The following is a 25,612-nucleotide window of genomic DNA, read 5'->3' on the forward strand; positions in this document are numbered from 1 at the left end:
ACAACGGCTCACTTCCCGTCACCCCGGCGTCCGCAGGCCTCCTGCTCCGGTAACCGTTCATTCGTCCGGGTGATGTCCCATCAAGGAGATGACAGAAGATGACCTCTTTATCCTCAGTCTTGCCAGTCCGGCTACGGTGGCTGAACCCGCCTGCTGCGGCTGCGGGGGTGACCTGGGGGGTTCCCTGGTCCAAGGGCGATCTGAAGCGCGGCGAACTGGACGCGTTATGTCTTGGCAGCGGGGCTGAAGATGGCCCCCGTCTGCCGCTGCAGAGCCGCCCGGCGGCGTATTGGCCGGACGGCAGCATCAAATGGTCTTTGCATTCTGCCGTATGCCCTGAAGAGAGTACGGCAGAACCTGTAGGGAGTCCGGCAAAATATAGGCTGGAACGCTCTGCCGGGCAGAGCGTTATGCCCGCAGCCTTTCAGGTGTCCGTGGAAGAGACGGAGGAGGCTTATATTGTCGATACCGGCAGCATTCGTTGCACCGTGGTCAAGCATGGCCCGGGTGTGATCTCGCGGATTATCCGCCGGGACACGGCGGAAACCGGGGGAGTGGACGGGTATTATGGATATTGCGGAGCTTCGGAGGCGGGGTTAGGGACGGGGACGAGTGCGGGCGTGAGTATGAGCACGGTGGTTGGTGAGTGTGCAGGCGCTGAAGTGAGTGCAGATGCCAGTGCGGGTAAGCTGGTGTGCAGCGGAAGCGAGCTGGTCTGTCTCCGCGAGCAGCGGGACATCCTCAGCGGGGAGCTGACGCTGCGGCAGGAACGGTTCACCGGGGTGACGCTGAAGGCCAGCCTGGAGGAGCAGGGACCGGTGCGTGCCGTGATCCGGCTGGACGGGCGGCACAGAAGCACAAGGGGAGCAAGGGAATGGCTTCCTTATACTTTGCGGCTCTATTTCTATACCGGGCTTGCGTCCATCCGGCTGGTGCATACCTTTCATTATGACGGCAACCCGCAACAGGATTTCATCAAGGGGCTGGGCCTGCTGTTCAAGGTGCCGCTCAGCGGTCCGCTGTACAACCGCCATGTCAGGCTGGCGGGCAGCGGGGGAATCTTCAGCGAATCCCCCAAGACGCTCCAGACCCGCAGAACCCGGGGCAAATATGCCGAGATGTTCGCCGGGCAGCTTGAGGGACAGAGCCAGCACTTCGATCCCGTGGAGGATGCCTATTTCACCAGCCTGCTCCAGGATTCAGCGGTATGGGATGACTTCCGGCTGGTGCAGGATTCGTCCGAGCATTATGCCGTTCACAAGCGGACGGGGCCGGAATGCACCTGGATTAAGGGCGCTGAAGGCCGGAGGGCCGGAGGACTGGGCTATGTCGGCTGTGACGGCGGAGGTCTGGCTGCCGGAGTGAAGGATTTCTGGCAGAAGCATCCGTCCGGGCTGGAGATCAACGGGACCTCCGGTGCTGAAGCGGCGTTAACCGTCTGGTTCTGGACGCCAGAGGCGCAGGCGATGGACCTGCGCCACTATGATACGAAGACGCATGTCGAGTCCTCCTATGAAGGCGCGGAGGAATTGCGGGCTACCCCTTACGGCATCGCCAACACGAACGAGCTGACCTTGTGGTGTACGGCGAAGACGCCGGATTCCCGGCAGCTTCGGCAGATGCAGCAGCAGGTTAATGAACCGCCGCTGCTGGTCTGTGAGCCTGAGTATTACCACCGCAGCCGGGCGTTTGGACTCTGGAGCCTGCCGGACCGCAGCACCCCGGCCAAGGCCTACCTGGAGGAGCGGCTGGACGGGATTATTAGCTTTTACCAGAAGGAGATGGAGCAGCGGAAGTGGTACGGCCTGTGGGATTACGGCGACTTCATGCACAGCTATGATCCGGTCCGCCATGTCTGGAATTATGATCTGGGCGGCTGTGCCTGGCAGAATGCCGAGCTGGTGCCGAACATGTGGCTGTGGGTGAGCTTCCTGCGGACCGGACGCGCGGATATTTACCGGATGGCGGAAGCGATGACCCGGCATACCAGCGAGGTGGATATGTATCATTTCGGGGAATATGCGGGTCTTGGCTCCCGGCATAATGTCGTGCATTGGGGCTGCGGCTGTAAGGAGGCGCGGATTGCGATGGCGGGGCTGCACCGCTACTACTATTATCTTACCGGTGATGAGCGGACCGGCGACATCATGGACAGTGTGAAGGATGCGGATTATTCCACGGTGAATCTGGACCCGATGCGGGCTTATTTTGCGAAGGATGAATTCAAGACCCATGTGCGGGTGGGGCCGGACTGGGCCGCGTTCAGCTCCAATTGGATGACCCGCTGGGAACGTTATGAGGACACCTTCTACCGTGACAAAATCCTCACAGGCATCGGCTGCATCAAAGCAGCCAATCTGCGGCTGATCTCCGGGCCAACCTACGGATATGATCCCGCCACGGGAATTCTCAGTCCTATGGGCGATGACAACTGGGGACGGCATCTGGCGATCTGTATGGGCGGGCCGCAGGTGTGGTTCGAGCTGGCGATGATGCTGGAGGACCCGGAGTGGGAGGACATGCTGGCGGAGTTCGGTGTTTTCTATAACTTGCCTGAGGAAGAGCAGCAGCTTAGATCCGGGGGCGCGATTACAGGCAAGCAGCGCTTTGAGCATCCGGTATTGAGTGTCGCTATTGCCGCCTACGGCGCATGGGTCAAGGACGACCGGGCTACGGCAGAACGCTGCTGGAGCGTATTGTTTGAGAATCCGTTCGGGAAGCTCCGGCTGGAGGAGGAACTGAAGCGGGTGACGTATACGGAAGCGCTCGATGAGATTGACTGGATGAATACGAATGAAGCCTCGCAGTGGTCGCTGAACACGATCATTGCGCTGGAGCTGATTGCTGAAGCGCTGCCTGCACGGGATGGGCTTAGATGTAATTTTACACTTATTTAGCTAAGTGAAAAATGGAGGAATTGCTGGGCATGGCGCGTGAACTGGTGATAAGGCTGATTCATGAACTGGAGCAGAAGATAGGATTAGCGCGAGGGCCGGTGCCGGAGTTGACCATAATGCCGGTGCCGGGAAAGGAGAGGTGATTCAATGACTATGCTGCAGGGAGGAGCAGGCATTCCTGAGGGCTGGCGGGAGATTTACCGCAATACGCTGGAGGGGCCTGCGCAGGTGAATGGCTTCCGGATGGAAGGCGATGGTGCGGTTTCGTTTCCGCAGGGACGGCTAAGGCTGGAGAGCACCCGGGGGGCTGAGGAAGGGCAGAAGGCGAATGTGGTTTTCTGGTGCCCTGAGGTGTTCCCGGCAGAGCTTGCGATCTCCTGGAGGTTCCGTCCGCTGCGGGAGCCGGGGCTGGCGATTCTGTTCTTCGCGGCTGCCGGTGCCGGGGGCAAGGATTTGTTCGACCCGTCCCTGCCGGTCCGTATGGGCGAATATGACCAGTACCACCATGGGGAGATGGATGCCTATCATATCTCGTTTTTTCGCCGGATGTGGGAGGAGGAGCGGGCTTTTCACACCTGTAATCTGCGCAAAAGCTACGGCTTCCACCTGGTCGCCCAAGGCGCTGACCCGCTGCCGGATACCGCCGACATGACTGCGGACTACCGGATGCTGGTGGTGAAGCGGGGGGCTGACGTGACGTTTGCCATCAACGAATTGCCGGTGCTGCACTGGGTGGATGACGGCTCGTCCTTCGGTCCGCTGCTCGGCGGCGGCAGAATAGGCTTCCGGCAGATGGCCCCGCTGATAGCGGAATATAGCAACCTGGTCGTCTATGCTCCTTGAAGCTGGGATAGACGGCTGGGCGGATGATAAATCGTACAAAGGAGGTTTCACTGCAATGTCGGGAGTGTATTACTGCTACCCGCAAGGCCGTCATAAGGCGCTGACCATGAGCTATGATGACGGACGGCGGGCGGATGAACGTCTGGTCGGCCTGTTCAACCAGCACGGGATCAAGGGCAGCTTCCATCTGAATTCGGGGCTGCTTGGCGAAGGGGACCGTATCAGGGCAGACGAGGTAGCAGCTCTGTATCACGGACATGAAGTCAGTGTGCATACGCGGAGTCATCCGACGCTGGCGCGCTGCCCGCGGGAACTGGTCGTGGAGGAGATAATGGAGGACCGCAGGGTGCTGGAGGGGCTGGTCCGCCAGCCTGTGCGCGGCATGTCCTACCCGAACGGCTCCTATACGCAGGAGATCAAGGCGCTGCTGCCGTATCTGGGTATTGAATATGCCCGCACTGTGCAGTCTAGCGGCGGGTTCGCTCTCCCGGAGGACTGGCTGGAGTGGCAGGCGACCTGTCATCATAACCGGGAGCTGCTGGCTCACGGGGAGGCTTTTGTGGGGCTGCATAAGCGGCAGTATCTGTACCTGATGTATGTCTGGGGACACAGCTACGAGTTCGACAATGACAACAACTGGGACCTGTTGGAGCGGTTCTGCGCCATGGCGGGCGGACGCGGCGACATCTGGTATGCGACCAATCTGGAGCTGGTGGATTACATGAAGGCTTGCCGGGGGCTGCTGTTCTCGGCGGCGAGGGATTTTGTCTATAATCCGGGAGCGGCAGCTGTTTGGCTGGAGGTTGACGCTACGGTAGTCGAGGTGCCCGGGGGACAAACTGTGGATCTGGGCTGATACAGAACAGGATAGAGTGAAGGAGGATGAATTGTGAATCATACGGATCATAGTCAAAAGCTGCACCGGCTGGCCGGACTGGATATCTCCGCCGCCGGTCCAAGATGCAAAATGCTGCTCGGCGATCTGGACGGGGACGGCCGGGCTGAACTGCTGCTGGTGCAGCCGGATAACCGCCAGGATGTCCGTTATATTCCGCATCAGGTGCAGTGCCTGACGGCGTACAATCTGGACGGCCGTCTGCTGTGGCAGACGGGAACGCCGGACCCGGGCGCAGGCAGCCAAGGCTCCGATTATCCGGCGCAGATTGCTGATATCGATGGTGACGGCGCTATGGAGGTGCTGTGTGTGATGAAGGACCAGCTATATATTCTGGAGGGGGCGACGGGCAAAGTCAAAGCGGTTCATCCGCTGCCGGCGAAGGACGCTCACGACTGTATCATTATTGCCAACCTGTCAGGCGGGGATTATCCTTCTGACATTATTCTCAAAGACCGCTACCATCAGCTATGGGCGCTGGACCGGGACTTCCGGCTGCTCTGGACCCATCAGGGCAATGTGGGGCATTATCCCTGGGTGTACGATCTGGACGGTGACGGGCGCGATGAGGTGATGGCCGGATATGATCTGCTGAGCGCGGAGGGCAAGCTGCTCTGGAGCTGCAAGGATCTGGACGATCACGCGGATTGCCTGTGGGTTGGCGATGTGAACGGGGACGGGCTGCCGGAGCTGGTAATCGGCGGCAGTGTGACGGTGATGTACGACCGTGATGGACGCGAGCTGTGGCGGTATGAAGGCTCCGTTGAGTCGCAGCATCTGGCGCTCGGGCGGTTCCGCCCGGATCTGCCCGGCCTGCAGATTGCGGGCCTTGACCGCCTGGTCCGCGAGGATGACGGCAAAGGCCTGCGGGGCAAGGACGCTATGTTCCTGCTGGACCAGTCCGGCCGCGAGCTGTGGAAGGAAGAGCGCACCACCGCTGGCTGGCTGACCATTGTCGAAGCAGTCAGCCGGTTCTGGCCGGAGGCACCGGACTATATTCTGGCGTACCGCCGGGGTGAGTCCGTGCTTCCGGCCCTCTATGACGGCTATATGAATATCGTGGCCGAGTTCGCCGAGCAGGGCTATGCCGTGCACGGGGATCTGCTGGGCAGCGGAACCGAGCAGGTCATTATTTATACGGATGAGCTGGCCGCCGTTTATGCCGGTGAAGCGCTCCCGCTGCAAGCTGCTCACCCCGGGCAGCCGCTGCCCCAGCCGAAACGGCTGTACAGCTCCACCCTGTACCCCGGCGGTGAGGTGCCGTTGTGATGGGGGCCTATTTTCATCCGCGTCACTCTATCGTCCGCACAGCCGGAGAGCACACGGAAGCAATACTTGCCATCATAGCGAACCGCTATATTGGTGCGAATCCGCCGCAGCCTCCGGTCTATCGCGTGCATCTGGAAGACAGCTTCCCGCGGCTGGCGGATTGCCGGTACGAGATGAACCTGAAGGAGCGGCTGCCTGAGCTGGAGGACGGGGAATTTGTCTATGCCTGGGGGAAGCTGTGGAGCGATGCAGACAGCGAAATCCCGCTCGCGCTCAGCTGTTTCGGTCCGGTGACAGTCTATGTTGGCGGCGTTGCCGTGTTCGTGTCCAATCTGAACGACGATGTGTTCCCGGACCGTAAGGCGTTTTTTCGCACCGGACTGAAGGCAGGCTGGAATCACTTCCTGCTGGAATGCACCGCCGTCGGGACCGGGTGCGGCGGGATTTTTGGCACCGGGAGCGTGAAGGGGGCGCCGCTGCATTTTTTGGCCCCGACTGCGGAGCGCAGCGGCTGCGAGGGCTGGATCTACAGCGCGCCGCAGCGGAGCAGGTGGGCGCTGCAGCCGGAGGCTGGGGAGGCCGCCGAAGCTGTGCTGGCGGCCCGCTGTGTCTGGTATCCGGCGGCCGGATGGCCGGATACCCAGGCGCAGAGCGGGAACCTCGCGCGCGTGCTCGGCGCGGTGCCCGGCGCAGCGGCGCTGGCCTGGAGCCGGCTGGCGGTGAGCGCGCCGGGCGGCACTGACGTCCGGCTGAGTCTGCGCAGCCGGGATGTAGCGGCACTCATGGTCTATGTGGATGGCAAGCTTGCTGCCATCCACTCTGAGGAGAGTGCCGGCCTTGAGTGCCGGCTGCCGCTGAGCTTCGGCAGCCATGACGTGCTGGTCGAGGCCGTGTGCGGCGGCCACGACTGGGGCTTCCGCCTGGAAGCGGCGGAAGCAGCTCCCCGTGTCCCCGTAGGAGACACGGGGGAGGGCTCCACCAGCACAGTGAAGCTGGTGAGTCCCTACCCGGTGGAAGGGCAGACCGGACCATGGCTGTACCTGGGCCCTTTTCAGCAATCGGCGGCACCGCAGCCGCTGGAAGCAGCTTCTATGGATGCTCCCTTCGGGGAAGGGGCAGAGGAATGCTTTTGGCGGGTGGACCGTCCTGGCGGCGCAGTCAGGCCCTATCTGGAGAGTGTGCTGTACGGGCGCTGGAATTATCCGCTGGGGGTGACCCTTTATGGTCTGCTGCGTACCGGTAAGGCTCTGGGCGATCTTCATTATTCCGCTTATGCCAGAGAACATATTGAGCAGTGCACCCGGCTTCATGCGTATTCGCTCTGGGACCGCAGCCGCTACGGAGCTCCGGGGATCAACCAGCAGCTGGCACTTATGGATTCGCTGGATGACTGCGGCTCCTTCGGTGCTACGATGCTGGCGGCCCATGCAGAACAGCCGCTCCATGGAGCGCCCGAAACAGCGGCGTATATCGCCCGGTACATTCATGCGACGCAGTCCCGCGATGAGGAGGGGGCGCTCTACCGGACACGGGGCACCACCGATTTCATGCAAGGCACGATGTGGTGCGATGATTTGTATATGAGCACCCCGTTCCTGAGCCGGTATTATCTGCTGACAGGAGATACCGCTTATCTGGAGGATGCAGTGTCACAGTTTCTCCATTACCGTAACCGGCTGTTTCAGCCGGAGCTTGGCATTATGCATCATGTGTATGACTACAAATTCGGCAAGCCGAACGGAGTAGCCTGGGGCAGAGGCAACGGCTGGGTGCTGTTCTCGCTGACGGAGCTGCTGGAGGTACTGCCCGAGCAGCATCCGCAGCGCGAAGAACTGCTGGATTACTACCGGCGGCTGTGCGAAGGGTATATACGGCTGCAGGACGCCGCAGGATTATGGCATCAGGTGCTGACTGATCCCGAATCTTATGCGGAGGCATCCTGCTCGTCGATGTTTGTGTATGCTTTTGCCCGCGGCGTGCGCAGAGGCTGGCTGACAGAGCCAGACCCATATGTCGAAGCAGCGCTGCGCGGCTGGACGGCGCTGGCCGAATACTGCATCGACGATCAGGGGAACGTCTATGGCGTCTGCCGGGGCTCGGGGTATTCCTTTAACCAACTATATTACAAGGAACAGCTCACCTGGCAGCTCAACGATACTCACGGAATCGGCATTGTGCTGCTGGCCGGTATTGAAGCGCTTGAGCTCAGGCGGGAGCTGGAGGCCGAAATGAAAGGGATAAATCCCATTGGTGCAGCTAAAAGTAGGCAGTGAGCAGAAATGAAAGGGATAAATCCCTCTGAAACAGCTGGGAATGGGCAATGGGCCGAAATCAAAGGGATAAATCCCTCTGAGCCGTCAGCAGGAGGAGCACAAGTGCACCTGAATACGTGAATAGTTGGCAGAACGAGCGAATGAAGCGAATGAAGGGCATTAGTGCACCAGAATTTATGAATAGTTGGCGGAATGAGCGAATGAAGAGCATTAGTGCACCAGAATTCATGAATAGTTGGCGGAACGAGCAAATGAAGAGCATTAGTGCACCAGAATTCGAGAATAGTTGGCTGAACGAGCGAATGAAGAGCATTAGTGCACCAGAATTCGCCATACCATAGCTGCCATAGCAGCCATAGCCACCACGCAAAAACCCCGCAGGAGAGAATCCTCTTCCTGCGGGGTTTTTGCAATCGATGTTTGCAATCGATGTGTACCTTACAAATATGTAGCAGAGCCACGCAGTACAGTTAATCCTTATCGATCAGCTCCAGCTTTTCAAGGATCTTGAGGGTGGTTACCGCAGACAATTGAACAGCCAATTGGATGCTGGCCTGACTGCTCTCATTCTGCTCCAAGGCAGCTTGGTTCTCGGATAACACTTCTTCCGTCACCTGCTGGATCAGACTTTTGACGATCTCATTATTCATTACAGGCTCCTCCTTCCGAAATAAATAGTCTCATCCTATATTTCGGCCGGTTCCAGGATTTTACTTAGCTACATGGGCCCGTCAGCTCAATCAGCCGGATCTCGAACGGCTCCAGGACCGCCTGGACGGGAAGGGTGCCCGAGGCCTGTACCCGTTGTCTGCCCAGCTTGGGGATGGAGATGCTGCGCAGGTAATCCATTTCCTCTGCAGAATTGCCCATCGCGCCGCCGAAGCTGCTCTCATTGTCGAAGGCGCTGCCGTGTTGCTGATTGACCAGATGCTCCACCAGCTCATACGTCCCGTGCACCGGTGATAATTCCAGGTTGAATTCCTTACGTGTCTTCGCCGGGAAGTGGGAATAGCGCTCATAATAGGAGATGCTCAAGGATACCCCCTGGGCGTACACGTCGTCATAATGATGATAATTATGCAGCAGAATTTGATAGCCGGTCTGGGATCGGGTAATGAAATACCCGTCCCCGCTTGCGATCAGCTCATCACCCAGCCTGTTCAGGAACGTGAACGCATGATAGGACGGCTTCTTGATATTGTTGTAAGTGAACAAGCCAAGCCCTCCGTGAAACAGCTGCGGCGGCAGCAGATTCTCTTCATGCAGATCGGTCAGCAGCCAATAGCCGAAGGCATCCAGACGGTCGTAATTCTCGGTCAGGTTCTTGATGATATAGGACGACTTGAAGCAGGTATCGCTCATCAGGTCTTTGTGGGAGACGGTGGAGTTCCATTCCGTCAAATACACCGGCAGCGCGTCCAGCCCGGACTCCAGCAGCCGCTGCTTCAGCCGGTCAATGAACTCCGTGAAGGAATGGCTCACCGGGCTGAGGTTCAGCTGGTTATCCTGGCCGTTGTAATTCCACAGATCGATATCATAATAATGAATCGTAATGAAATCCGGCGTGCAGCCATGCTCCTTGCTGAAGGCGAGGAACTGAAACAGCCAATCCTCATTCTTATTGTAGGTAGAGAAGGCCGCAGGTCCCCCGAAGGGAATGGCCGGATCAATCTGCTTCACGGTGTCGTAGGTATTCTGATACAGCTCGTTGAAAATCCGGTCATTGCTGAACCCGAACAGCAGATTGGAGGAGCTGGGCTCATTCCATACACAGAACAGCCAGCTTCGGACCTCCTCCAGACCGTACCGCCGGATCAGATGGAGCGTAAGCGCCCGGATCAGCGCATTCCATTTGTCCATGCTTTTCGGGGGGCTGGTGTTAATCGAATGATAGAATACGGTCTTCTCCAGGTTGCTGGCCAGCTGCTTCGGCATGAAGGAGAACTGGACCAGCGGCTTCAGGCGGATCGAGAGCAGGAAGTCAAACACCATATCGATAAAATAAAAATTGTAGCTAACCCGCCCCTCGGCATCCTCGCTGTATACCATCATGTCATCATCCAGCAGGCTGTGCATCTTGATGTACCGGAAGCCAATCTCCTCCTGCGCCGTCCGCAGCGCCTGCTGTACTCCGGCCAGCAGCACCTCCTTGGCCCGGCTGACCCCGATGAAGTTCTTGAATGTGTGACGAAGCGTCACACCCGGCTCCGCCGCCGGAACCTCAATCACGGGGGTTCTGCTGCTCCCCACATGCTCCGGCAGCTGAACCGGCGCTGCCTCCAGATTCTCCTCAATGAAGGCATGGATGTCTTCATAATACGAAAGTGGTTCATCCTGATAATAATTCACCGATTTCTCCTTGGTCGCCTCGATGCTTCCCAGCGTTACGCCTGCGTTCTTCTTCCTCCAGGCACTGGGCAGCTCCCCGTATTTCTCGGTGAAGGCGACCACGAAGGAGCGGACATTGGGGAAGCCGTTCTGGGCGGCCACCTTATCGATGGTCAGCGCCTCGTTCAACAGGTCGTTGACGGCATGATGCAGCCGGATGTCCTTCAGATAATCGCTGAACGACATCCCCATGCTGTGCTTGAAGTACTTCGATAAATAGGGTACGGACAGGAATTCGGCTTTGGCCATGCTCTGCAGCGAAATCGGGTCCCCGTACTTGCTGTTGATGTAGTCAAGAATACGGCTGATCCGGTCCAGGTTCTCCTGGGAATAGCTCTGGACATCCTTCTCGTCACTGCTGAAGCTGGAGCACAGCTCGTAGATCAGCTCATAGACAAGAGAGACATTTTTCAGATCGATATATTCGTTGGAATGGATATTGTATTTGAGAATCTTAGCCACGATCCGCTTCAGGTTCTGAAACCGTTCGGGGTTGCCGGAGCGGGCTGAATTGCAGTCGTAGTAGATTTTCTGAATATCCATGGTCACTTCCTTCAGCAGCTCCAGCTTGATCTGCAGGGCGATCATCGTTGCATTCTCGGCATGAAGCTCATGGACCGCATTGGAATTAATCAGAATAATATCGCCGGGGCCAAGCTCGTAGGTCATGTTATTAACGGTAATCTGCACCTGGCCCTTCATGTTGACGATCAGCTCCAGGGACTGGTGCCAGTGACGGTTGACATGTCCAATCCGGTGCAGGAAGAATTTAATCGGCAGATGCTTGGGGAAGGATATGACTTCGTGGCGGTATTCCATGAAAGCTCTCCTTGGGATAGATGTATTTTTTAATCTGATGCAGGTTCAAGAGGTGCAAATATTTAATTAGAATACTCCGAATTTTAAGTATAATGCACTGTTTCCATCATTATAGGTTAAAAATATGCTCAAATCTAGTTAAGACGTACAGTTAAGATTAGTGATGGGACATGTTACGATAGGTGCATGGGAGGTAAGCGATATCATATGGCAAAAGGGATGTTGGACATGGAAAAGCAAGTGTTTCTCGAGGCCAGGCAGTTAAGCAAACGCTTCAATGAGGTCACCGCTGTGAATCAGGTCAGTCTGAGCATCAGGCGGGGGGAGATTCGCGGACTGATCGGTGAGAACGGTTCAGGTAAGTCTACCATATCGGCGATGATCAGCGGGTTGCTCCCGGCTTCCGGCGGTGATATGCGGATCGAAGGCGCTGCTTACCAGCCGAAGAGCTCGCTGGATGCCAGAGCACACCAAATTTCAATGATTGTGCAGGAGACAGGTACGATTCCCGAGCTCTCGATCGCAGAGAATATTTTTCTGGGGGAAGAGAAACGGTTTGTGAAGCGGGGGATGGTTGATCATAGACAGATGAACCGGGAGGCGCAGCGGGCGCTGGCCTCCATCGGGCTTGAGGAGATGGATGTCACCCGGCCGATGGCTCTGCTGGGCTTTGAACAGAGGAAGCTGATTGAGATTGCAAGGGCTTTGTATTATGAACCCTCCCTCTTTATTGTCGATGAGACCACAACAGCATTGTCCCATGAAGGCAGGGTGCTGATCCACCAGATCATGCGCAGGCTCAGAGACCAGAACAAGGCCGTATTATTTATTTCCCATGACCTCCCTGAGCTGATGGATGTGTGTGATGTGTTGACGGTCATGCGGGACGGCAGTCTGATTACTTCTATTGATAAATCCGAATTCGATGAAGAGCATATCAAGCAGTCGATGGTGGGCCGGGTGATTGAAGGGAACTATTACCGGACCGATGATGACGGCTCCTATGGCAGTCAGGTGATGATGTCCGTCAAAAATGTCAGCGCTTCTATTCTTCAGGACATTGAGCTTACGCTGCATGAGGGCGAGATTCTGGGCATCGGCGGACTGTCGGGCAGCGGAATGCATGAGCTGGGCAAATTAATGTACGGCGGGCTGAAGCCGGAGCGCGGAGAGGTCCTAGTCTATCACCGGGAAGAGGGAGGAGGTCCGCTGGTTCCCCGGGTGCTGAACAGCATGAAGACTGCGATCGACTGCGGAATCGGATATGTCTCCAAGGACAGGGACAAAGAGACACTGATTATGGAAGCCTCGATCAAGGACAACCTGGTGCTGTCCGCGCTGGACCAGCTTTCGCGGTTTGGCCTGATCCTGCCCGGAGCCGAGAAGCGTTTTGCCGGGAAGCAGATGGAGGAGCTGAAGATCAAGGCCAGCAGCATGAACCAGCGGGTCGGAGAGTTATCGGGCGGGAACAAGCAGAAGGTCTCTTTTGGCAAATGGATCGGAAATCAGTCAAGGATTCTGATTCTGGACAGCCCTACCCGGGGTGTGGACGTAGGGGTGAAGACTACGATGTATCAGCTGCTCTATTCGCTGAAGCTGGAGGGGTACTCTATTCTGATGATTTCGGAGGAGCTGCCTGAGCTGATCGGCATGAGCGACCGGATTCTGATGATGAAGGACGGCCGGATCCGCAAGGAATTCTCCCGGACCGAACCACTCACGGAAGCGATGCTCATCGGGCACATGATTTAGAACAAAAGGCGGGTTCTTAATGAAACAGGTCTTGAACAAACACAAACATACGCTTATCCAGTACGCAGGCTTGGCGCTGGTCATTATCATCTTTGCAGCCTGGACCGGGGGCGACCTGCTCTCCGGCTTCAATCTGCGGACCATTATCAAGCAGCTGGCAGTATTATTTACCATTGCGGTAGGGTTGGTTTTTATTTTCTCGCACGGGGGCATGGATATCTCGGTTGGCGCAGTGATGGCGCTCAGCTCGATGGCCGCTATCTTTACACTGAATGCGGGTGCGCCGCTCATCATCGGAATTCTGGCAGCGGTTGCCGTATCGGTCCTGTGCTACCTGCTGAATATTCTGATTGCGATTCAGTTTGGTCTGATGTCAGTCATTGCCTCGCTGTCGGTCATGTTCATTGCCAGGGGGCTGGTAACCTACCAGGTATCGACGGCTACGGAGAAGCTTGGCGTGAAAGATTCGGAGCAGCTTCGGATGCTGGGCCGGAATATTCCGTTTATCCTGATTCTTCTGGCCGTGATCGGTATAGCGGGGATCGTGCTGTTCCACTACACCAAGATCGGCAAGCACAGCCGGGCGGTCGGAGATAATCCGCAGGCAGCCATGCAGAGCGGAGTCCAGGTGCGGAAGACCAAGATTACCGGCTACGCTATCGCAGGCCTGCTGGTGGGCTTCGCCTCCATATTATCGCTGGCCCGTTCCACCGTCATCAGTGAGAATACAGGGGCTGGCATGGAGATGGATGTCATTGTGGCCCTGATCCTTGGCGGACTGTCGCTGAACGGCGGGAGTAAGGCGAGGATGAGCTCGGCAATCGTCGGCAGTATTACGTATATTGTGCTCAACAATGGTCTGGTTATGGTAGGTGTGCCGACGGAGGTGGTGTCTTTGGTGAAGGGAGTCGTCTTCCTGCTTGTGGTCTTCCTGCTGCTGAAGCGGCCGTCATCTGAGGTCATGCCCCGGTAAAGTCATATATTTTATATAAAAGAGGGATCAATCATGAGAAAACGTAAAATAACCGCCCTGCTGGGCGCACTGATGCTGCTGGTTGGAATCATTCTTACAGGCTGCGGCAGCAAATCAGGCAACGAATCCGGCAAAGGCAAGGATGTCATTAACCTCGGCGTGATGCTCTACAACTATACGGATATTCAAGGGCAGGAGATTAAATCGTACGGCTCTTATCTGGAGAGTCAATTCAATGTGAAGTTCAACTATGCGATGGTTGGCTCCAGTGAGGAGGACCATATCAAGGGGCTGGAGAATCTGCTGGCTTCGGGCGTGGACGGCATTATCAGCGGCTATGATACGGCACTGGAGCAGAGCGTAAACCTGGCAGAGGAAGCCGGCGTCTACTACGCAGTAGCTCTAGGGGCGGTCAACGGCTCTGTAACCAGCGACTATCTGGTCGGAGGCATCAAGCAGTTCGGGGACAATCCCTCTGATCTCGGCGCGTTATATGCAGAGCAGGCCTACAAGGCCGGAGCGAGAAAAATCGGAGTGACGTCATTCCCAGAGTTTGCTTTTACAGATGCGCCGGCTATTATCTCGGGATTCACTGACAAAATGAAAGAGCTGGACACCAAAGGGGAGACTGAGATTTATCCGACGGAATATCATTCCTTCGCACCAGAGAATGCCAGCGATGCCGTGACCAAAATTATCTCCGGGCACCCTGAGGTGGATACAATCTTCGGCCTGGGCTCAGGGATGGACTTCGTCTACCCGGCCATTCTGAACAGCGCGAACCCCGGCATCCGTCTGCTTGCGCTGGGATACAACAATTCTACAACCGCCGGTCTGCAGAACGGCAATATTATGATGGCCGGAACCAACAACTATACGCAGATTATGGCCAACGCCTTCGCCCAGCTGTATGACCGGATTCAAGGGCACAAGTACCCGGACTGGCAGCTTAACGGCAAAGTCAGCTATGTGACGCTAAGCTCTCCTGATGAGGCGAAGCAGTTCAATACGTATGTGATTCCCGCTGATAAATCCAAGGGCTCGGTTACGGCGGATGAGCTGAAAAAAGTGATGGTCTCGTTCAACGAATCCGCGACCTGGGAGTCGCTTCAGACCCTGACCAGCCGGACGCTCACGGAGATTGCTGCGGCCAGACAAGAATAGATCCGGGCATAGCCTGCCCTATTGTAACGGAGTGAGGAAATGAAGAAGCTTATCGTTAAAAAAGTACCGGGCCTGCTCCAGACCTTCTTGTTCCCTGTGGCGGTATATCTCATTCTGCTGCTGATTACCCTGATGATGGACCGTTCAGGGTATGCAACGTCTGGGGCCTTCGACCGGATCATCCGCAGCAGCGTCTTGACCACGATTATTGCCTATGCCATCGCCTTGCCGCTCTCGGGAGGGCGGTGGGACTTCGCACCGGGGATCATCATCGTGCTGTCAGGGATCATCGGCAGCAACTTAGCCATCGACGCCGGGGGCGGACCGCTCCTGCTGCTGCTGCTGACGGTAGCCGTTGCCGTGGTGCTCAGTCTGGTGGAAGGCGCGCTGTATCTGGTGGTCCGGGTGCCGACCATTATCGTCTCCCTGGGGATCGTCATGGTCTATGAGGCACTGTCAGGCGTAGTGTTCGGCGGAGGCGGCACACAGCTCTACATGCATTCCGGGCTGACGGTATTTGCCCGTGCTCCATGGGTCTACCTGGTGCTGGCTGTCATTATGGTCCTGTTCTATATCCTGCTGGGCCGGACCCGGTTCGGATATGACACGCGTTCTCTGGCCGCAAATCCCCGCCTGGCAGTCACTATGGGCGTGAACGAGAAACGTAATATCATGCTCACATACCTGGTTGTCGGCGTATTGCTGGGTGTCGCGGCTGTAATCAATGCTTCTACCGTGCTGGTGTCGCCGGCCAACAATCTAAGCTCGACAGCCCTGATGTTCTCCTCGATGGGACCGGTGCTGGTTGGACTCTATCTGGCCAGGTTCTCGAATCTTCCGCTTGGCATTTTTGCCGGAGCGTTAGGGATGAATGCCTTGTCCTACGGGATGGTCATCCTGGGCATCGACAGCTCGATCCAGACGGTGAATCTCGGCGTATTCATTGTAGCCTTCATGGGATACACCTCCAATTCGGAGAGAATCCGCGGATTCTTCAAGAAATTCAAGACCCGTACCCAGGCGTAAGACCCTGGGGCGGAAGCAGGAAGAGGTAGGGGATAAATGGAGATTCAACGTTTAAGAGAGAAGCCGTTCAACCTGAACGACCAGGATATAGACTGGGTGAAGACAACCTTCAGGCAAATGACGGTCAGTGAGAAAATCGGCCAATTGTTCTTCATGGTCGGCTATAAGCAGGATGAGCCGTTCCTGAAGTCCATTGCTCAAGATATCGGTATCGGCGGCCTGATGTGCCGATCCATGGCCAAGGAGGAAGTAGTTGCTGCCGTTACTACTCTTCAGGAGACGGCCCGGATTCCGCTGCTGATCGCCGCCAATCTGGAGGCGGGCGGCCAGGGTATTACCAGCGATGGCACCAAAATCGGTTCCAATATGGCCATTGCAGCAACCGGCAATCCGGAGCTGGCCTATGAGCTGGGAAGAATCTGCGCGGTTGAAGGCGGCGGTGTCGGGGCGAATTATGCTTTTGCTCCGGTGGTCGATATTGACTATAACTTCCGCAATCCGATCACCAATACCCGGACCTTCGGCAGCGACCCGCAGCAGGTGGCCGAGCTGGGTGCCGCTTATGTGCGGGGCTGCCAGGAGCAGGGGATGGCTGTATCCATCAAGCATTTCCCCGGAGACGGTATCGATGAACGGGATCAGCATCTGGTGACCTCGGTGAACGATCTGAGTCCTGAAGCGTGGGATCAATCCTACGGAGCGGTGTACCGCCAGTTGATTGAAGAAGGCGCCAAGACGGTCATGGTCGGCCATATTGCGCTGCCTGCATACTCCAAGCTGCTGAACCCGGCGCTGAAGGATGAAGAGATTCTTCCGGCTTCGCTGGCACGTGAGCTGCTCGGCGGACTGCTGCGGGAACGGCTGGGCTTCAACGGGCTGATTATTACCGATGCCACCACGATGGCCGGAATGAATCTTGCCATGCCAAGGAATGAGCTGGTGCCGCTGGCGATTGAGAACGGCTGCGATATGTTCCTGTTCACCAAGAATCTGGACGAGGATGTAAGATTCATGCGGGAGGGGCTGGAAGCAGGCCTGCTCACTGAAGACAGACTGAATGAGGCCGTGCTGCGGATTCTGGGGCTGAAGGCTTCGCTCAGGCTGCATGAACGGGACAATGTCCCCGTGCTTGCCCGGGCGGAGGCGCTGCTGAGGCAGGACAGTCATCTGGAAACGGCCAGAGCGGTTGCCGATCAGTCGATCACGCTGGTCAAAGAGGAGGCCGGTGTCCTTCCGGTTACTCCTGCCCGGTATCCGCGTGTGCTGCTCTATGATATCGAGAGCGAAGCGAATGCGCTGGGATACAACAAGACCAGCGGCCTGGCCGCCTCCTTCATTCCGCTGCTGGAGCAGGAGGGCTTCCAGGTGACGCGTTTTGAACCGGCCGGAGTCTATGAAGGGCTGCAAAGCTCGTTCACCGAGATGAAGAACAGCTATGATCTGATTCTCTATCTGTGCAATCTGGCGACCAAATCGAACCAGACGGCTGTACGGATTGAATGGCTGAATCCGATGGGCGTCAATGTGCCGAATTATATCCATTCGATTCCGACCTTGTTCATCTCGACGGAGAATCCGTATCATCTGCTCGATGTTCCGCGCGTCAGAACTTATATTAATACTTATGGCGTGAACGACTATACACTGCCCCTGCTGATCGAGAAGCTGAAGGGAGCTTCGCCGTTCAAGGGCAGCAGTCCTGTTGATCCGTTCTGCGGCAAATGGGATACCAGATTATAGATTATAGAAAGGGGCATACCCGTGATTCATCAAACGATCCGGCTGCTGGAGAATTCAGCGGCCACACTGACTACTTATATTCTCGATGACGGGGAATTCGACCGGAAGAACATTGTACGGCCGGCTGTCCTCATCTGCCCCGGCGGAGGCTACACCGTAATCTCCCAGAATGAAGGAGAGCCTGTAGCAATGGCTTATGCCCGGATGGGCTATCAGGCGTTTGTCCTGACCTATTCAGTCAAAATTGAGCATCCATTCCCGGCCGCGCTACAGGAGCTGGCCCATGCGATGGCACATATCCGCAAGAATGCGGAAGCATGGCGGGTGGACCCGGATAACATTTCGGTCATCGGCTTCTCGGCAGGCGGCAATCTGGCGCTGAGCCTGGGCATTTATTATAATCAGCGGCTGCTCACCGGCAGCACCGGCCTGACCGCTGAGGAGATGAAGCCGAATCAGCTGCTGCTCGGCTATCCGGCGGTTACGCTGGAGCCGCGTTCGGAGAAGACTCCCGACTTCATCCTTGAGCTGATGGAGAAGGGTCTGATGCCGGATATGCGCGGGCCGAACATCCGCGAGATTCTGCTCGGCAAAGAGAATCCGACGGAGGAAGAGAAGGCGTCGCTGAATCTGCTGCCGAAGATTCATTCCAATTTGCCGCGCACCTTCATCTGGGGCACCTATGAGGATACTGTCATCCTGCCGACCGATCTGTTCGGTCTGGCCGAGGCACTGTTCCGCCACGGGGTGCCGTGTGAGCTGCATATGTTCGAGAAGGGCCAGCACGGCATGTCCCTGGCCGATGAGACGGTGAAGGCCCGGGAGCAGGTAGAGCAGCTGCACCTCTCCGAATGGTTCAGCCTGAGCGTGAAGTGGCTGAAGCAGGGAGCGGCTGCACAATGATTCTTTTACCTCAAGCAGTAATCTTCGATCTGGACGGAGTGCTCACCGATACGGCTGAGTACCACTATCTGGCCTGGAGGGAGCTGGGCGCCGAGCTGGGCATTGAAGTGGACCGCGGGCTGAATGAGCAGCTGAAGGGTGTCAGCCGGCTGGAGTCGCTGGAGCGGATCATCGCCTCTGCCGCGCAGCCGCCCATCCTGACGGAGGCCGAGCTGGCGGCGCTTGCGGCCAGGAAAAATACCCGCTATACCGAGCTGATTGCCTCGGTTACGCCGGAGGATATCCTGCCCGGTATCGCCGAATTGCTGGCGGAGCTTCGCGCCGCCGGTGTGAAGCTGGCGGTGGGCTCAGCCAGCCGCAATGCCGGGTTCGTGCTGGAGCGGCTGGAGCTGACCGGCGCCTTCGATTATGTGGTCGATGCCGGCAAGGTGAAGCACGGCAAGCCGCACCCGGAGACGTTCCTCAATGCCGCCGAGTATCTGAAGGTCTCCGCCAGCGAGTGCGTAGGAGTTGAGGATTCTGCGGCAGGGGTTGAAGCGATCCAGCGTGCGGGCATGTTCGCCGTTGGCATCGGCTCGCCGGAGACGCTGGGGCAGGCGGATGTTCTGGTGCCCTCAACCGGGCAGCTTAACATGAATGAGCTGGTGTCTGCCTATAGCAGGTGGAATGGCGGGAATTGACAGGGGAATAGCATAGTATGAAGCAGAGCAGGTCTCCGGAATGCGGGAGGCTGCTCTGCTTTTTTGCGCGGACTGAATATAAGCCGAATGTATGCGATAAACCGAATACAATCGCAATAGGCCCCCGCAAAGGTGCATGAGCTGAAATTACGGGTATAAGTGCACTAGCAACAGTTACCAGTAAGGGTGATTATATTCCGCATAACCGGAACAAATCCGCACTTAACACAGACTTTGAGCTCAATCTGTAGTAAACTGGAAGGAATGTATAGTAAGCCTGCAATTATTCTACAGAAAAGAATGTGATCCTTGTATGCAGCTTCAAGCGTCTCAACCGGCCAGGAAGTGGCTGGAGAAATATCTGTCCGGGCAAAGTATGGATTACCGGCAGATTATTGCCTTGTTTATCCCGATTCTGATTGACCAGGCCTTCATTATCGGGCTGAATCTGGTCAATACCGCGATGATCAGCTCGTCCGGGATGGCGGCGGTCAGTGCGGTGAATATGGTGGATTCGCTGAATATTTTCCTGGTGAATGTGTTCGTCGCGATTGCGACCGGAGGGACGGTCGTGGTTGCTCAGTATAAAGGCAGCGGCAATGACCGGATGGTCTCCCAGGCTACAGCCGGCTCGGTCACCTCGGTCTCGCTGATTGCAGTCGGCATCGGGCTGCTGCTCATGTCCTTCCATACGCCGATTCTGAATCTGCTGTTCGGGACAGCGTCCGCCGATGTGCTGGATAATGCCCGGGTGTATATGATCGGCAGCAGTATCTCTTACCTGGGGATAGCAGTGGTCCAGGCCGTATGCGGCGCGCTGCGCGGTGTGGGGCGGACACGGGCTTCGCTGATGCTGTCGCTGATGATGAACCTGCTGTATGTGCTGTTGAACATTGTCTTCATTAACCTGCTGAATATGGGTGTACTGGGCATGACGCTGGCAGTCAACATCGCACGTTACTCGGGGATGATCTTCGCCCTGGTGTATCTGTTCAAAATGGATACCGTGCTGCGTGTGCGGGTCAAGGATCTGTTCCATGTGCCGATGGAGATGCTGCGCAGAATCATGTTCATCGGCCTGCCGTTCGCGGCGGAGCAGATGTTCTTCAACGGGGGCAAGCTGCTGACCCAGATCTTCATTGTCAGCATGGGGACATATGCGATTGCCACCAATGCGATTGCGGGTTCGCTGGCGATGGTCTTCCAGATTCCGGCCAGCGCCATGTCACTGACTATTGTCACCGTAGTCGGCCAGTGTATCGGACGGGGGGATGTGGCCGATGCGCGGAAGTTCATCAAGTCCTTCCTGTGGCTCGGCTCCGCCTCTTATGTTCTGATCGCCCTGATCCTGATGCCTATGTTCTATCCGCTGGTGTCGATTTTCTCGCCGCCTAAGGAGATTATCGGTGATCTGTTCGTCGTGCTGCTGGTGAATGCGATTGCCCAGATTCCGCTATGGGCGTTCAGCTTCATTCTGCCGTCCGCGCTGCGGGCAGCGGGAGATTCCCGCTTCACCTCGATCGCTTCGATGCTGACCATGTGGCTGTTCCGGGTGGTCTTCGGCTATATTCTCGGTGTTGTGCTGGGCTACGGGGTGCTCGGCGTATGGCTGGCGATGAACTGCGAATGGGCCGTCCGCGGAGCAGTGTTCCTGTGGCGCTTCCGGGGCACGAAATGGTATGCGCACAAGCTGATATAGATTCTTCCGGCACGAAGACTCCTGATGCAGGGGTCTTCTTTGCTGTGCAGTAAAACAGAATCACCTATAAAAAGTACGATACAACCTTTAGTTTCAGGTAAGACGCGTTTTTTCCCGTATGCTACGATTTGGGTGGTGAAGGGGGAGGCTTCCACATTAACTGTAAGCGCTTAACTCATTGAACCTAAATTCATACAGAGGAGTGCAACGCATGAAGAGAATAATCAAGCAAGTCTCTCTGGTGCTGCTGGCTGCCCTTTTGCTGCTTCCGGCAGGCGGGTATCTTCCGGCGGCTCAGGCGGCGGAATCAAAAACCACGGTGTATCATGAAACGTTTGCGAATGGCATAGGCAAGGCAGTCCAATCGGGCGGTGCCAAGCTAGAGGCGGTTACGGGCGTTGTTTTTGACGGAAATAGCGACGGGGCAGCGCTGCACGTAAGCAACCGGGGGAACAGCTGGGATGCCGCCGATTTCAACCTCTCGGATATGGGGATGAAGAAGGGCAGCACCTATACCGTAACAGCTGTGGTCTACGTGGATGAGGGTGTAGCTGTACCGGAAGGCGCACAGGCAGTGATGCTAACGCTGGATGGTTATGGAAATTACGCCGCTGGCGCATATCAGGCGGGCCAAGCCGTGACCCTGACCAAGACCTTCACGGTGGACGCAGAGAAGAAGCTGCGTATCCAGTCAGACGATAAGGGTGCTACAGTTCCCTTCTACCTTGGCGATCTGCTGATCACGACAGAGGATACAACAGGCGGCGGGGAAGAGCCGGTGCGTGAACCGGCATTGCCGTTCAACACCATTACCTTTGAAGACGGAAAAGACGGCGGCTTCACCGGCAGAGCCGGAACCGAGACGCTGACCGTAACGAATGAAGCCAATCATACGGAGGACGGGTCCTATTCCCTGAAGGTGGAGGGCAGAACCACATCCTGGCACGGCCCTTCCTTACGCGTGGAGAAATATGTGGACAAGGGCAGCGAATATACAATTTCGGCCTGGGTGAAGCTGATCGAGCCGGCCAGCGCGCAGCTCCAGCTCTCGACACAGGTAGGCACGGACAGCAGTGCAAGCTATATTGCGCTGTCTCCCAAGACGATCAGCACCGCTGACGGCTGGGTGAAATACGAGGGAACCTACCGCTATAACAGCGTAGGCGGCGAATATCTGACCATTTACGTGGAGAGCTCCAATAATGCAACGGCTTCCTTCTATATCGATGATATCAGCTTTGTGAATACGGGCAGCGAACCGGTGGATATCCAGCGCGATCTGCTGCCGCTCAAAACGGTCTACCAGAATGATTTCCTGATCGGCAACGCACTCTCTGCCGAGGATCTGGAAGGCGTGCGGCTCGACCTGCTGAAGCTGCATCACAATGCGGCGACCGCAGGCAATGCCATGAAGCCGGATGCGCTCCAGCCGACGAAAGGGAATTTCACCTTCACAGCTGCGGACGCGATGGTTGACAAGGTGCTGGCCGAAGGCATGAAGATGCACGGGCATGTGCTGGTCTGGCATCAGCAGTCACCTGCCTGGATGAATACAGCCGCGGACCAGACTCCGCTTGGGCGTGAGGAAGCGCTCGCTAACCTCCGGGATCACATCCGGGGTGTGATGGAGCATTTCGGGGACCGGGTCATCTCCTGGGATGTCGTTAACGAGGCGATGAATGATAATCCGTCCAATCCGGATAACTGGCAAGCGGCGCTGCGCAAGGCTCCGTGGTATGAAGCGATCGGGCCGGACTATCTGGAGCAGGCCTTCCTGGCAGCCAGAGAGGTACTGGATGATCATCCCGAATGGGATATCAAGCTGTATTACAATGATTACAACGATGATAACCAGAACAAAGCCCAAGCCATCTACAGCATGGTAAAAGAGCTGAATGACAAGTACGCGCTGACCCATCCGGGCAAGCGGCTGATTGACGGCATAGGGATGCAGGCGCATTACAATATCAATACCAACCCTGATAATGTGAAGCTGTCGCTGGAGAAATTCATCTCCCTTGGCGTGGAAGTCAGCATTACTGAGCTGGATATTATGGCCGGCAACGGGAACGTGCAGACGGAGAAGGAACGGATTGCCCAGGGCTATCTGTATGCGAAGCTGATGGATCTCTACAAGGCCCATGCCGACCATATCGCGCGGGTGACCTTCTGGGGCATGGACGACCGCACAAGCTGGAGAGCGGAGTCGAGCCCGCTGCTGTTCGACAGGGAATTGCAGGCGAAGCCGGCTTATTACGCGGTTATTGATCCGGTCAAATTCATGGCCGAGCATAAGCCGGATACGGCAGAGGCCAATGTGTCAGAGGCGGTCTACGGCACACCTGTCCTGGATGGGACAGCGGATGAACTCTGGGCCTCAGCGCCGGAGATGGCTGTGAACCGTTACCAGATGGCCTGGCAGGGCGCAAGCGGAAAGGCCCGTGCCCTGTGGGATGACGAGAACCTGTATGTGCTGGTTCAGGTCAGTGACGCCCAATTGGACAAGAGTAATGCCAATGCCTGGGAACAGGACTCTGTCGAGATTTTCGTGGATGAGAATTTCGGCCGCACAACCTTCTATGAGGATGATGACGGACAATACCGGGTCAATTATGACAATGAGGCCTCGTTCAGCCCGGCAGCCATCGGTGCAGGCTTCGAGTCGGTGACCAAGGTTAACGGAACCGGCTATACGATCGAAATGAAGATTCCGTTCAAAAAGATTACCCCGGCCGGAGGCGCCAAAATCGGCTTCGATGCCCAGATCAACGATGCCAAGAGCGGCGTCCGCCAGAGCGTGGCCGCCTGGAATGATACCACCGGCAACGGCTATCAGGACACCTCTGTCTTCGGCGTGCTGAAACTGAAGGCTAAGGACGGCGGTGAGCCGTCAACGGAGCCGACGCCAACGCCGACTCCGGCACCAACGCCGGCACCAACATCAACTCCGGCATCGGATTCCGGCGGCACCAGCTACAGCAGCAGCACACCAGCGCCTAAGCCTGCACAGCTCGATGTCAAGGACGGCGTAGTGACGCTCAGACCTGAGGTGAAGACCGAAGGCACAGCGGCAAAAGCTAAGATTACGGGCGAGCTGTGGCAGCAAGCCCTGAAGCAGGCGGCTCCGGCAGCCGACGGACGCAAGCAGATCGTCATTGATCTGGCGAAGCAGACCGGCGCAGCCTCTTATGAAGCCCAGTTGCCGCTTCAAGGCCTGAAGACGCAGGAGAAATACCTGCTTGTTCTCCGCAACGGACTGGCCACGCTGTCTATTCCGGGTGAGCAGTTCGCGGGGGTTACAGCGACCACTGATGATATCAGTATCCGGGCTGGAGTAGCCGAAGGGCTAAATGACGCTGCCCTCCAGCAGACCGGCAGCCGGCCGGCGGTAGAGTTGAGCCTGCTTGCAGGCGGGCAGAAGCTGTCCCTGCCGGGCACCGGCAAGCTGACCATTGCTATTCCTTACCAGCCCTCAGCGGAAGAGCGGGGCAGCCTGGAGTCCCTGCTGGTCCGTTCGCTGAGCGGAAGCGGCAGTCTGTCCGCTGTGGTGAACAGCCGCTATGATTCGGCGCAGGAAGCTCTGGTGTTCCGCAGCGCAGAACTCGGCACCTTCGCTGTTGCCTACGCGCCGCTGACGTTCACTGATCTTGGCAGCCTGTCCTGGGCTAAGCCGGCAGCTGCTGCCATGGCCGCACGCGGCATTATCCCGGCCGGGAACAGCTTCTCTCCTGCGGCCCCTATGAACCGGGCAGACTTCACCGCCTCCCTGGTGAAGGTGCTGGAGCTGAAGACTGCTGCTGAAGCAGGTGCAGGCTTCAGCGATGTCCAGAGCAGCGCTGCCTACAGCACAGAGCTGGCCGCCGCGAAGCAGCTCGGCATCGTGACCGGCTACGCGGACAATACTTTTAAGCCTGCCGCCTCAATCTCCCGCCAGGAGATGATGGTGCTTGCAGTGCGCGGTTTGAAGGCGGCAGGAATTGAGCCGCAGGGCAGTGTAACGGCAGCGGTATACACCGATGCCGGTCAGGTTTCCGCTTATGCCAAGGACGGCGTATCCACCCTGCTGAAATACGGCGTGGTGAACGGCAAGAACGGCAAGCTTGCTCCCGGGGATACACTCTCGCGTGCGGAGGCAGCGGTGATTCTGTACCGGATCTGGAAGCTGTAGCCCGGGTGAAACGCTGAAGCTTCTGAAGAAAGTAACCGGACAGCGGTGCTCCGATTGCGGGTGCACCGCTGTTTGGCATGAATGGAGCCTTTATTAGCCCTTTCGGTTGATTGACGGATAACA

The 25,612-nt window shown here is 57.0% G+C and carries 16 protein-coding genes; 14 read left to right on the forward strand and 2 right to left on the reverse strand.

Annotated features, from left to right (window positions below; all coding sequences use genetic code 11):
* Positions 1-98 precede the first annotated feature (98 nt).
* The 5 genes from K1558_RS23165 to K1558_RS23185 all read left to right on the forward strand — a co-directional run bounded on the left by K1558_RS23165 (position 99) and on the right by K1558_RS23185 (position 8,177).
* The gene (locus tag K1558_RS23165; RefSeq protein WP_238654125.1) at positions 99-2,897 is read left to right on the forward strand and encodes an exo-rhamnogalacturonan lyase family protein; all 2,799 of its coding nucleotides are present in this window, start codon (positions 99-101) and stop codon (positions 2,895-2,897) included.
* A 147-nt stretch (positions 2,898-3,044) separates the two neighbouring features.
* Positions 3,045-3,740, forward strand: a complete 696-nt coding sequence (locus K1558_RS23170; RefSeq protein ID WP_238654126.1) for a DUF1961 family protein — start codon at positions 3,045-3,047, stop codon at positions 3,738-3,740.
* A gap of 55 nt (positions 3,741-3,795) precedes the next feature.
* Complete coding sequence (locus tag K1558_RS23175; protein ID WP_238654128.1) at positions 3,796-4,596, forward strand: polysaccharide deacetylase family protein; 801 nt, start codon at positions 3,796-3,798, stop codon at positions 4,594-4,596.
* Between the two features lie 111 nt (positions 4,597-4,707).
* Positions 4,708-5,904, forward strand: a complete 1,197-nt coding sequence (locus K1558_RS23180; protein WP_238654301.1) for an FG-GAP-like repeat-containing protein — start codon at positions 4,708-4,710, stop codon at positions 5,902-5,904.
* A complete protein-coding gene (locus tag K1558_RS23185) occupies positions 5,904-8,177 on the forward strand; it encodes a glycoside hydrolase family 88/105 protein (RefSeq protein WP_238654130.1) in 2,274 nt (757 codons plus the stop codon). The genes K1558_RS23180 and K1558_RS23185 overlap by 1 nt, the downstream gene beginning before the upstream one ends.
* A gap of 470 nt (positions 8,178-8,647) precedes the next feature.
* Here K1558_RS23185 and K1558_RS23190 read toward each other — a convergent pair whose 3' ends face one another.
* Both K1558_RS23190 and K1558_RS23195 read right to left on the reverse strand, forming a co-directional pair.
* Positions 8,648-8,827, reverse strand: coding sequence for a hypothetical protein (locus K1558_RS23190; RefSeq protein ID WP_238654132.1), 180 nt, complete (start codon positions 8,825-8,827; stop codon positions 8,648-8,650).
* Between the two features lie 64 nt (positions 8,828-8,891).
* Positions 8,892-11,384, reverse strand: coding sequence for a GH39 family glycosyl hydrolase (locus K1558_RS23195; RefSeq protein ID WP_238654134.1), 2,493 nt, complete (start codon positions 11,382-11,384; stop codon positions 8,892-8,894).
* A 228-nt stretch (positions 11,385-11,612) separates the two neighbouring features.
* Here K1558_RS23195 and K1558_RS23200 point away from each other — a divergent pair, with 228 nt between their 5' ends.
* From K1558_RS23200 to K1558_RS23240, 9 genes are all read left to right on the forward strand, one after another.
* A complete protein-coding gene (locus K1558_RS23200) occupies positions 11,613-13,136 on the forward strand; it encodes a sugar ABC transporter ATP-binding protein (protein WP_238654135.1) in 1,524 nt (507 codons plus the stop codon).
* A 19-nt stretch (positions 13,137-13,155) separates the two neighbouring features.
* Positions 13,156-14,109 (forward strand): ABC transporter permease, encoded by a 954-nt coding sequence (locus K1558_RS23205; protein ID WP_238654136.1) that lies wholly within the window; start codon positions 13,156-13,158, stop codon positions 14,107-14,109.
* Positions 14,110-14,142: 33 nt separating this feature from the next.
* A complete protein-coding gene (locus K1558_RS23210; protein ID WP_238654138.1) occupies positions 14,143-15,273 on the forward strand; it encodes a sugar ABC transporter substrate-binding protein in 1,131 nt (376 codons plus the stop codon).
* A gap of 39 nt (positions 15,274-15,312) precedes the next feature.
* Positions 15,313-16,299, forward strand: a complete 987-nt coding sequence (locus K1558_RS23215; protein WP_238654140.1) for an ABC transporter permease — start codon at positions 15,313-15,315, stop codon at positions 16,297-16,299.
* 36 nt (positions 16,300-16,335) lie between these two features.
* Positions 16,336-18,039 carry a glycoside hydrolase family 3 protein gene (locus K1558_RS23220; protein ID WP_238654142.1) on the forward strand — a complete coding sequence of 568 codons (1,704 nt, stop codon included), beginning with the start codon at positions 16,336-16,338 and terminating at the stop codon, positions 18,037-18,039.
* 21 nt (positions 18,040-18,060) lie between these two features.
* Entirely contained in the window at positions 18,061-18,942 is an 882-nt protein-coding gene (locus K1558_RS23225; protein WP_238654144.1) for an alpha/beta hydrolase, read from the forward strand.
* Positions 18,939-19,622, forward strand: a complete 684-nt coding sequence (pgmB, locus tag K1558_RS23230) for a beta-phosphoglucomutase (protein WP_238654147.1) — start codon at positions 18,939-18,941, stop codon at positions 19,620-19,622. The genes K1558_RS23225 and pgmB overlap by 4 nt, the downstream gene beginning before the upstream one ends.
* A 313-nt stretch (positions 19,623-19,935) precedes the next feature.
* The gene (locus K1558_RS23235) at positions 19,936-21,321 is read left to right on the forward strand and encodes an MATE family efflux transporter (protein ID WP_238654148.1); all 1,386 of its coding nucleotides are present in this window, start codon (positions 19,936-19,938) and stop codon (positions 21,319-21,321) included.
* Positions 21,322-21,532: 211 nt separating this feature from the next.
* Positions 21,533-25,489: a glycoside hydrolase family 10 protein gene (locus K1558_RS23240; RefSeq protein ID WP_238654150.1), complete on the forward strand. Its 3,957-nt coding sequence runs from the start codon at positions 21,533-21,535 to the stop codon at positions 25,487-25,489.
* Positions 25,490-25,612: the final 123 nt, after the last annotated feature.

Source organism: Paenibacillus piscarius (genome assembly GCF_022234545.1).
GTDB classification, from domain to species: Bacteria; Bacillota; Bacilli; order Paenibacillales; family Paenibacillaceae; genus Paenibacillus_AQ; species Paenibacillus_AQ piscarius.

Coding starts and splice junctions, on each gene's coding strand:
- K1558_RS23190 (WP_238654132.1), bottom strand. CDS start 8,827: ATGAATAATGAGATCGTCAAAAGTCTGATCCAGCAGGTGACGGAAGAA.
- K1558_RS23195 (WP_238654134.1), bottom strand. CDS start 11,384: ATGGAATACCGCCACGAAGTCATATCCTTCCCCAAGCATCTGCCGATT.
- K1558_RS23215 (WP_238654140.1), top strand. CDS start 15,313: ATGAAGAAGCTTATCGTTAAAAAAGTACCGGGCCTGCTCCAGACCTTC.
- K1558_RS23240 (WP_238654150.1), top strand. CDS start 21,533: ATGAAGAGAATAATCAAGCAAGTCTCTCTGGTGCTGCTGGCTGCCCTT.
- K1558_RS23205 (WP_238654136.1), top strand. CDS start 13,156: ATGAAACAGGTCTTGAACAAACACAAACATACGCTTATCCAGTACGCA.
- K1558_RS23235 (WP_238654148.1), top strand. CDS start 19,936: ATGCAGCTTCAAGCGTCTCAACCGGCCAGGAAGTGGCTGGAGAAATAT.
- K1558_RS23220 (WP_238654142.1), top strand. CDS start 16,336: ATGGAGATTCAACGTTTAAGAGAGAAGCCGTTCAACCTGAACGACCAG.
- K1558_RS23185 (WP_238654130.1), top strand. CDS start 5,904: ATGGGGGCCTATTTTCATCCGCGTCACTCTATCGTCCGCACAGCCGGA.
- K1558_RS23210 (WP_238654138.1), top strand. CDS start 14,143: ATGAGAAAACGTAAAATAACCGCCCTGCTGGGCGCACTGATGCTGCTG.
- K1558_RS23175 (WP_238654128.1), top strand. CDS start 3,796: ATGTCGGGAGTGTATTACTGCTACCCGCAAGGCCGTCATAAGGCGCTG.
- K1558_RS23165 (WP_238654125.1), top strand. CDS start 99: ATGACCTCTTTATCCTCAGTCTTGCCAGTCCGGCTACGGTGGCTGAAC.
- pgmB (WP_238654147.1), top strand. CDS start 18,939: ATGATTCTTTTACCTCAAGCAGTAATCTTCGATCTGGACGGAGTGCTC.
- K1558_RS23200 (WP_238654135.1), top strand. CDS start 11,613: ATGGAAAAGCAAGTGTTTCTCGAGGCCAGGCAGTTAAGCAAACGCTTC.
- K1558_RS23180 (WP_238654301.1), top strand. CDS start 4,708: ATGCTGCTCGGCGATCTGGACGGGGACGGCCGGGCTGAACTGCTGCTG.
- K1558_RS23170 (WP_238654126.1), top strand. CDS start 3,045: ATGACTATGCTGCAGGGAGGAGCAGGCATTCCTGAGGGCTGGCGGGAG.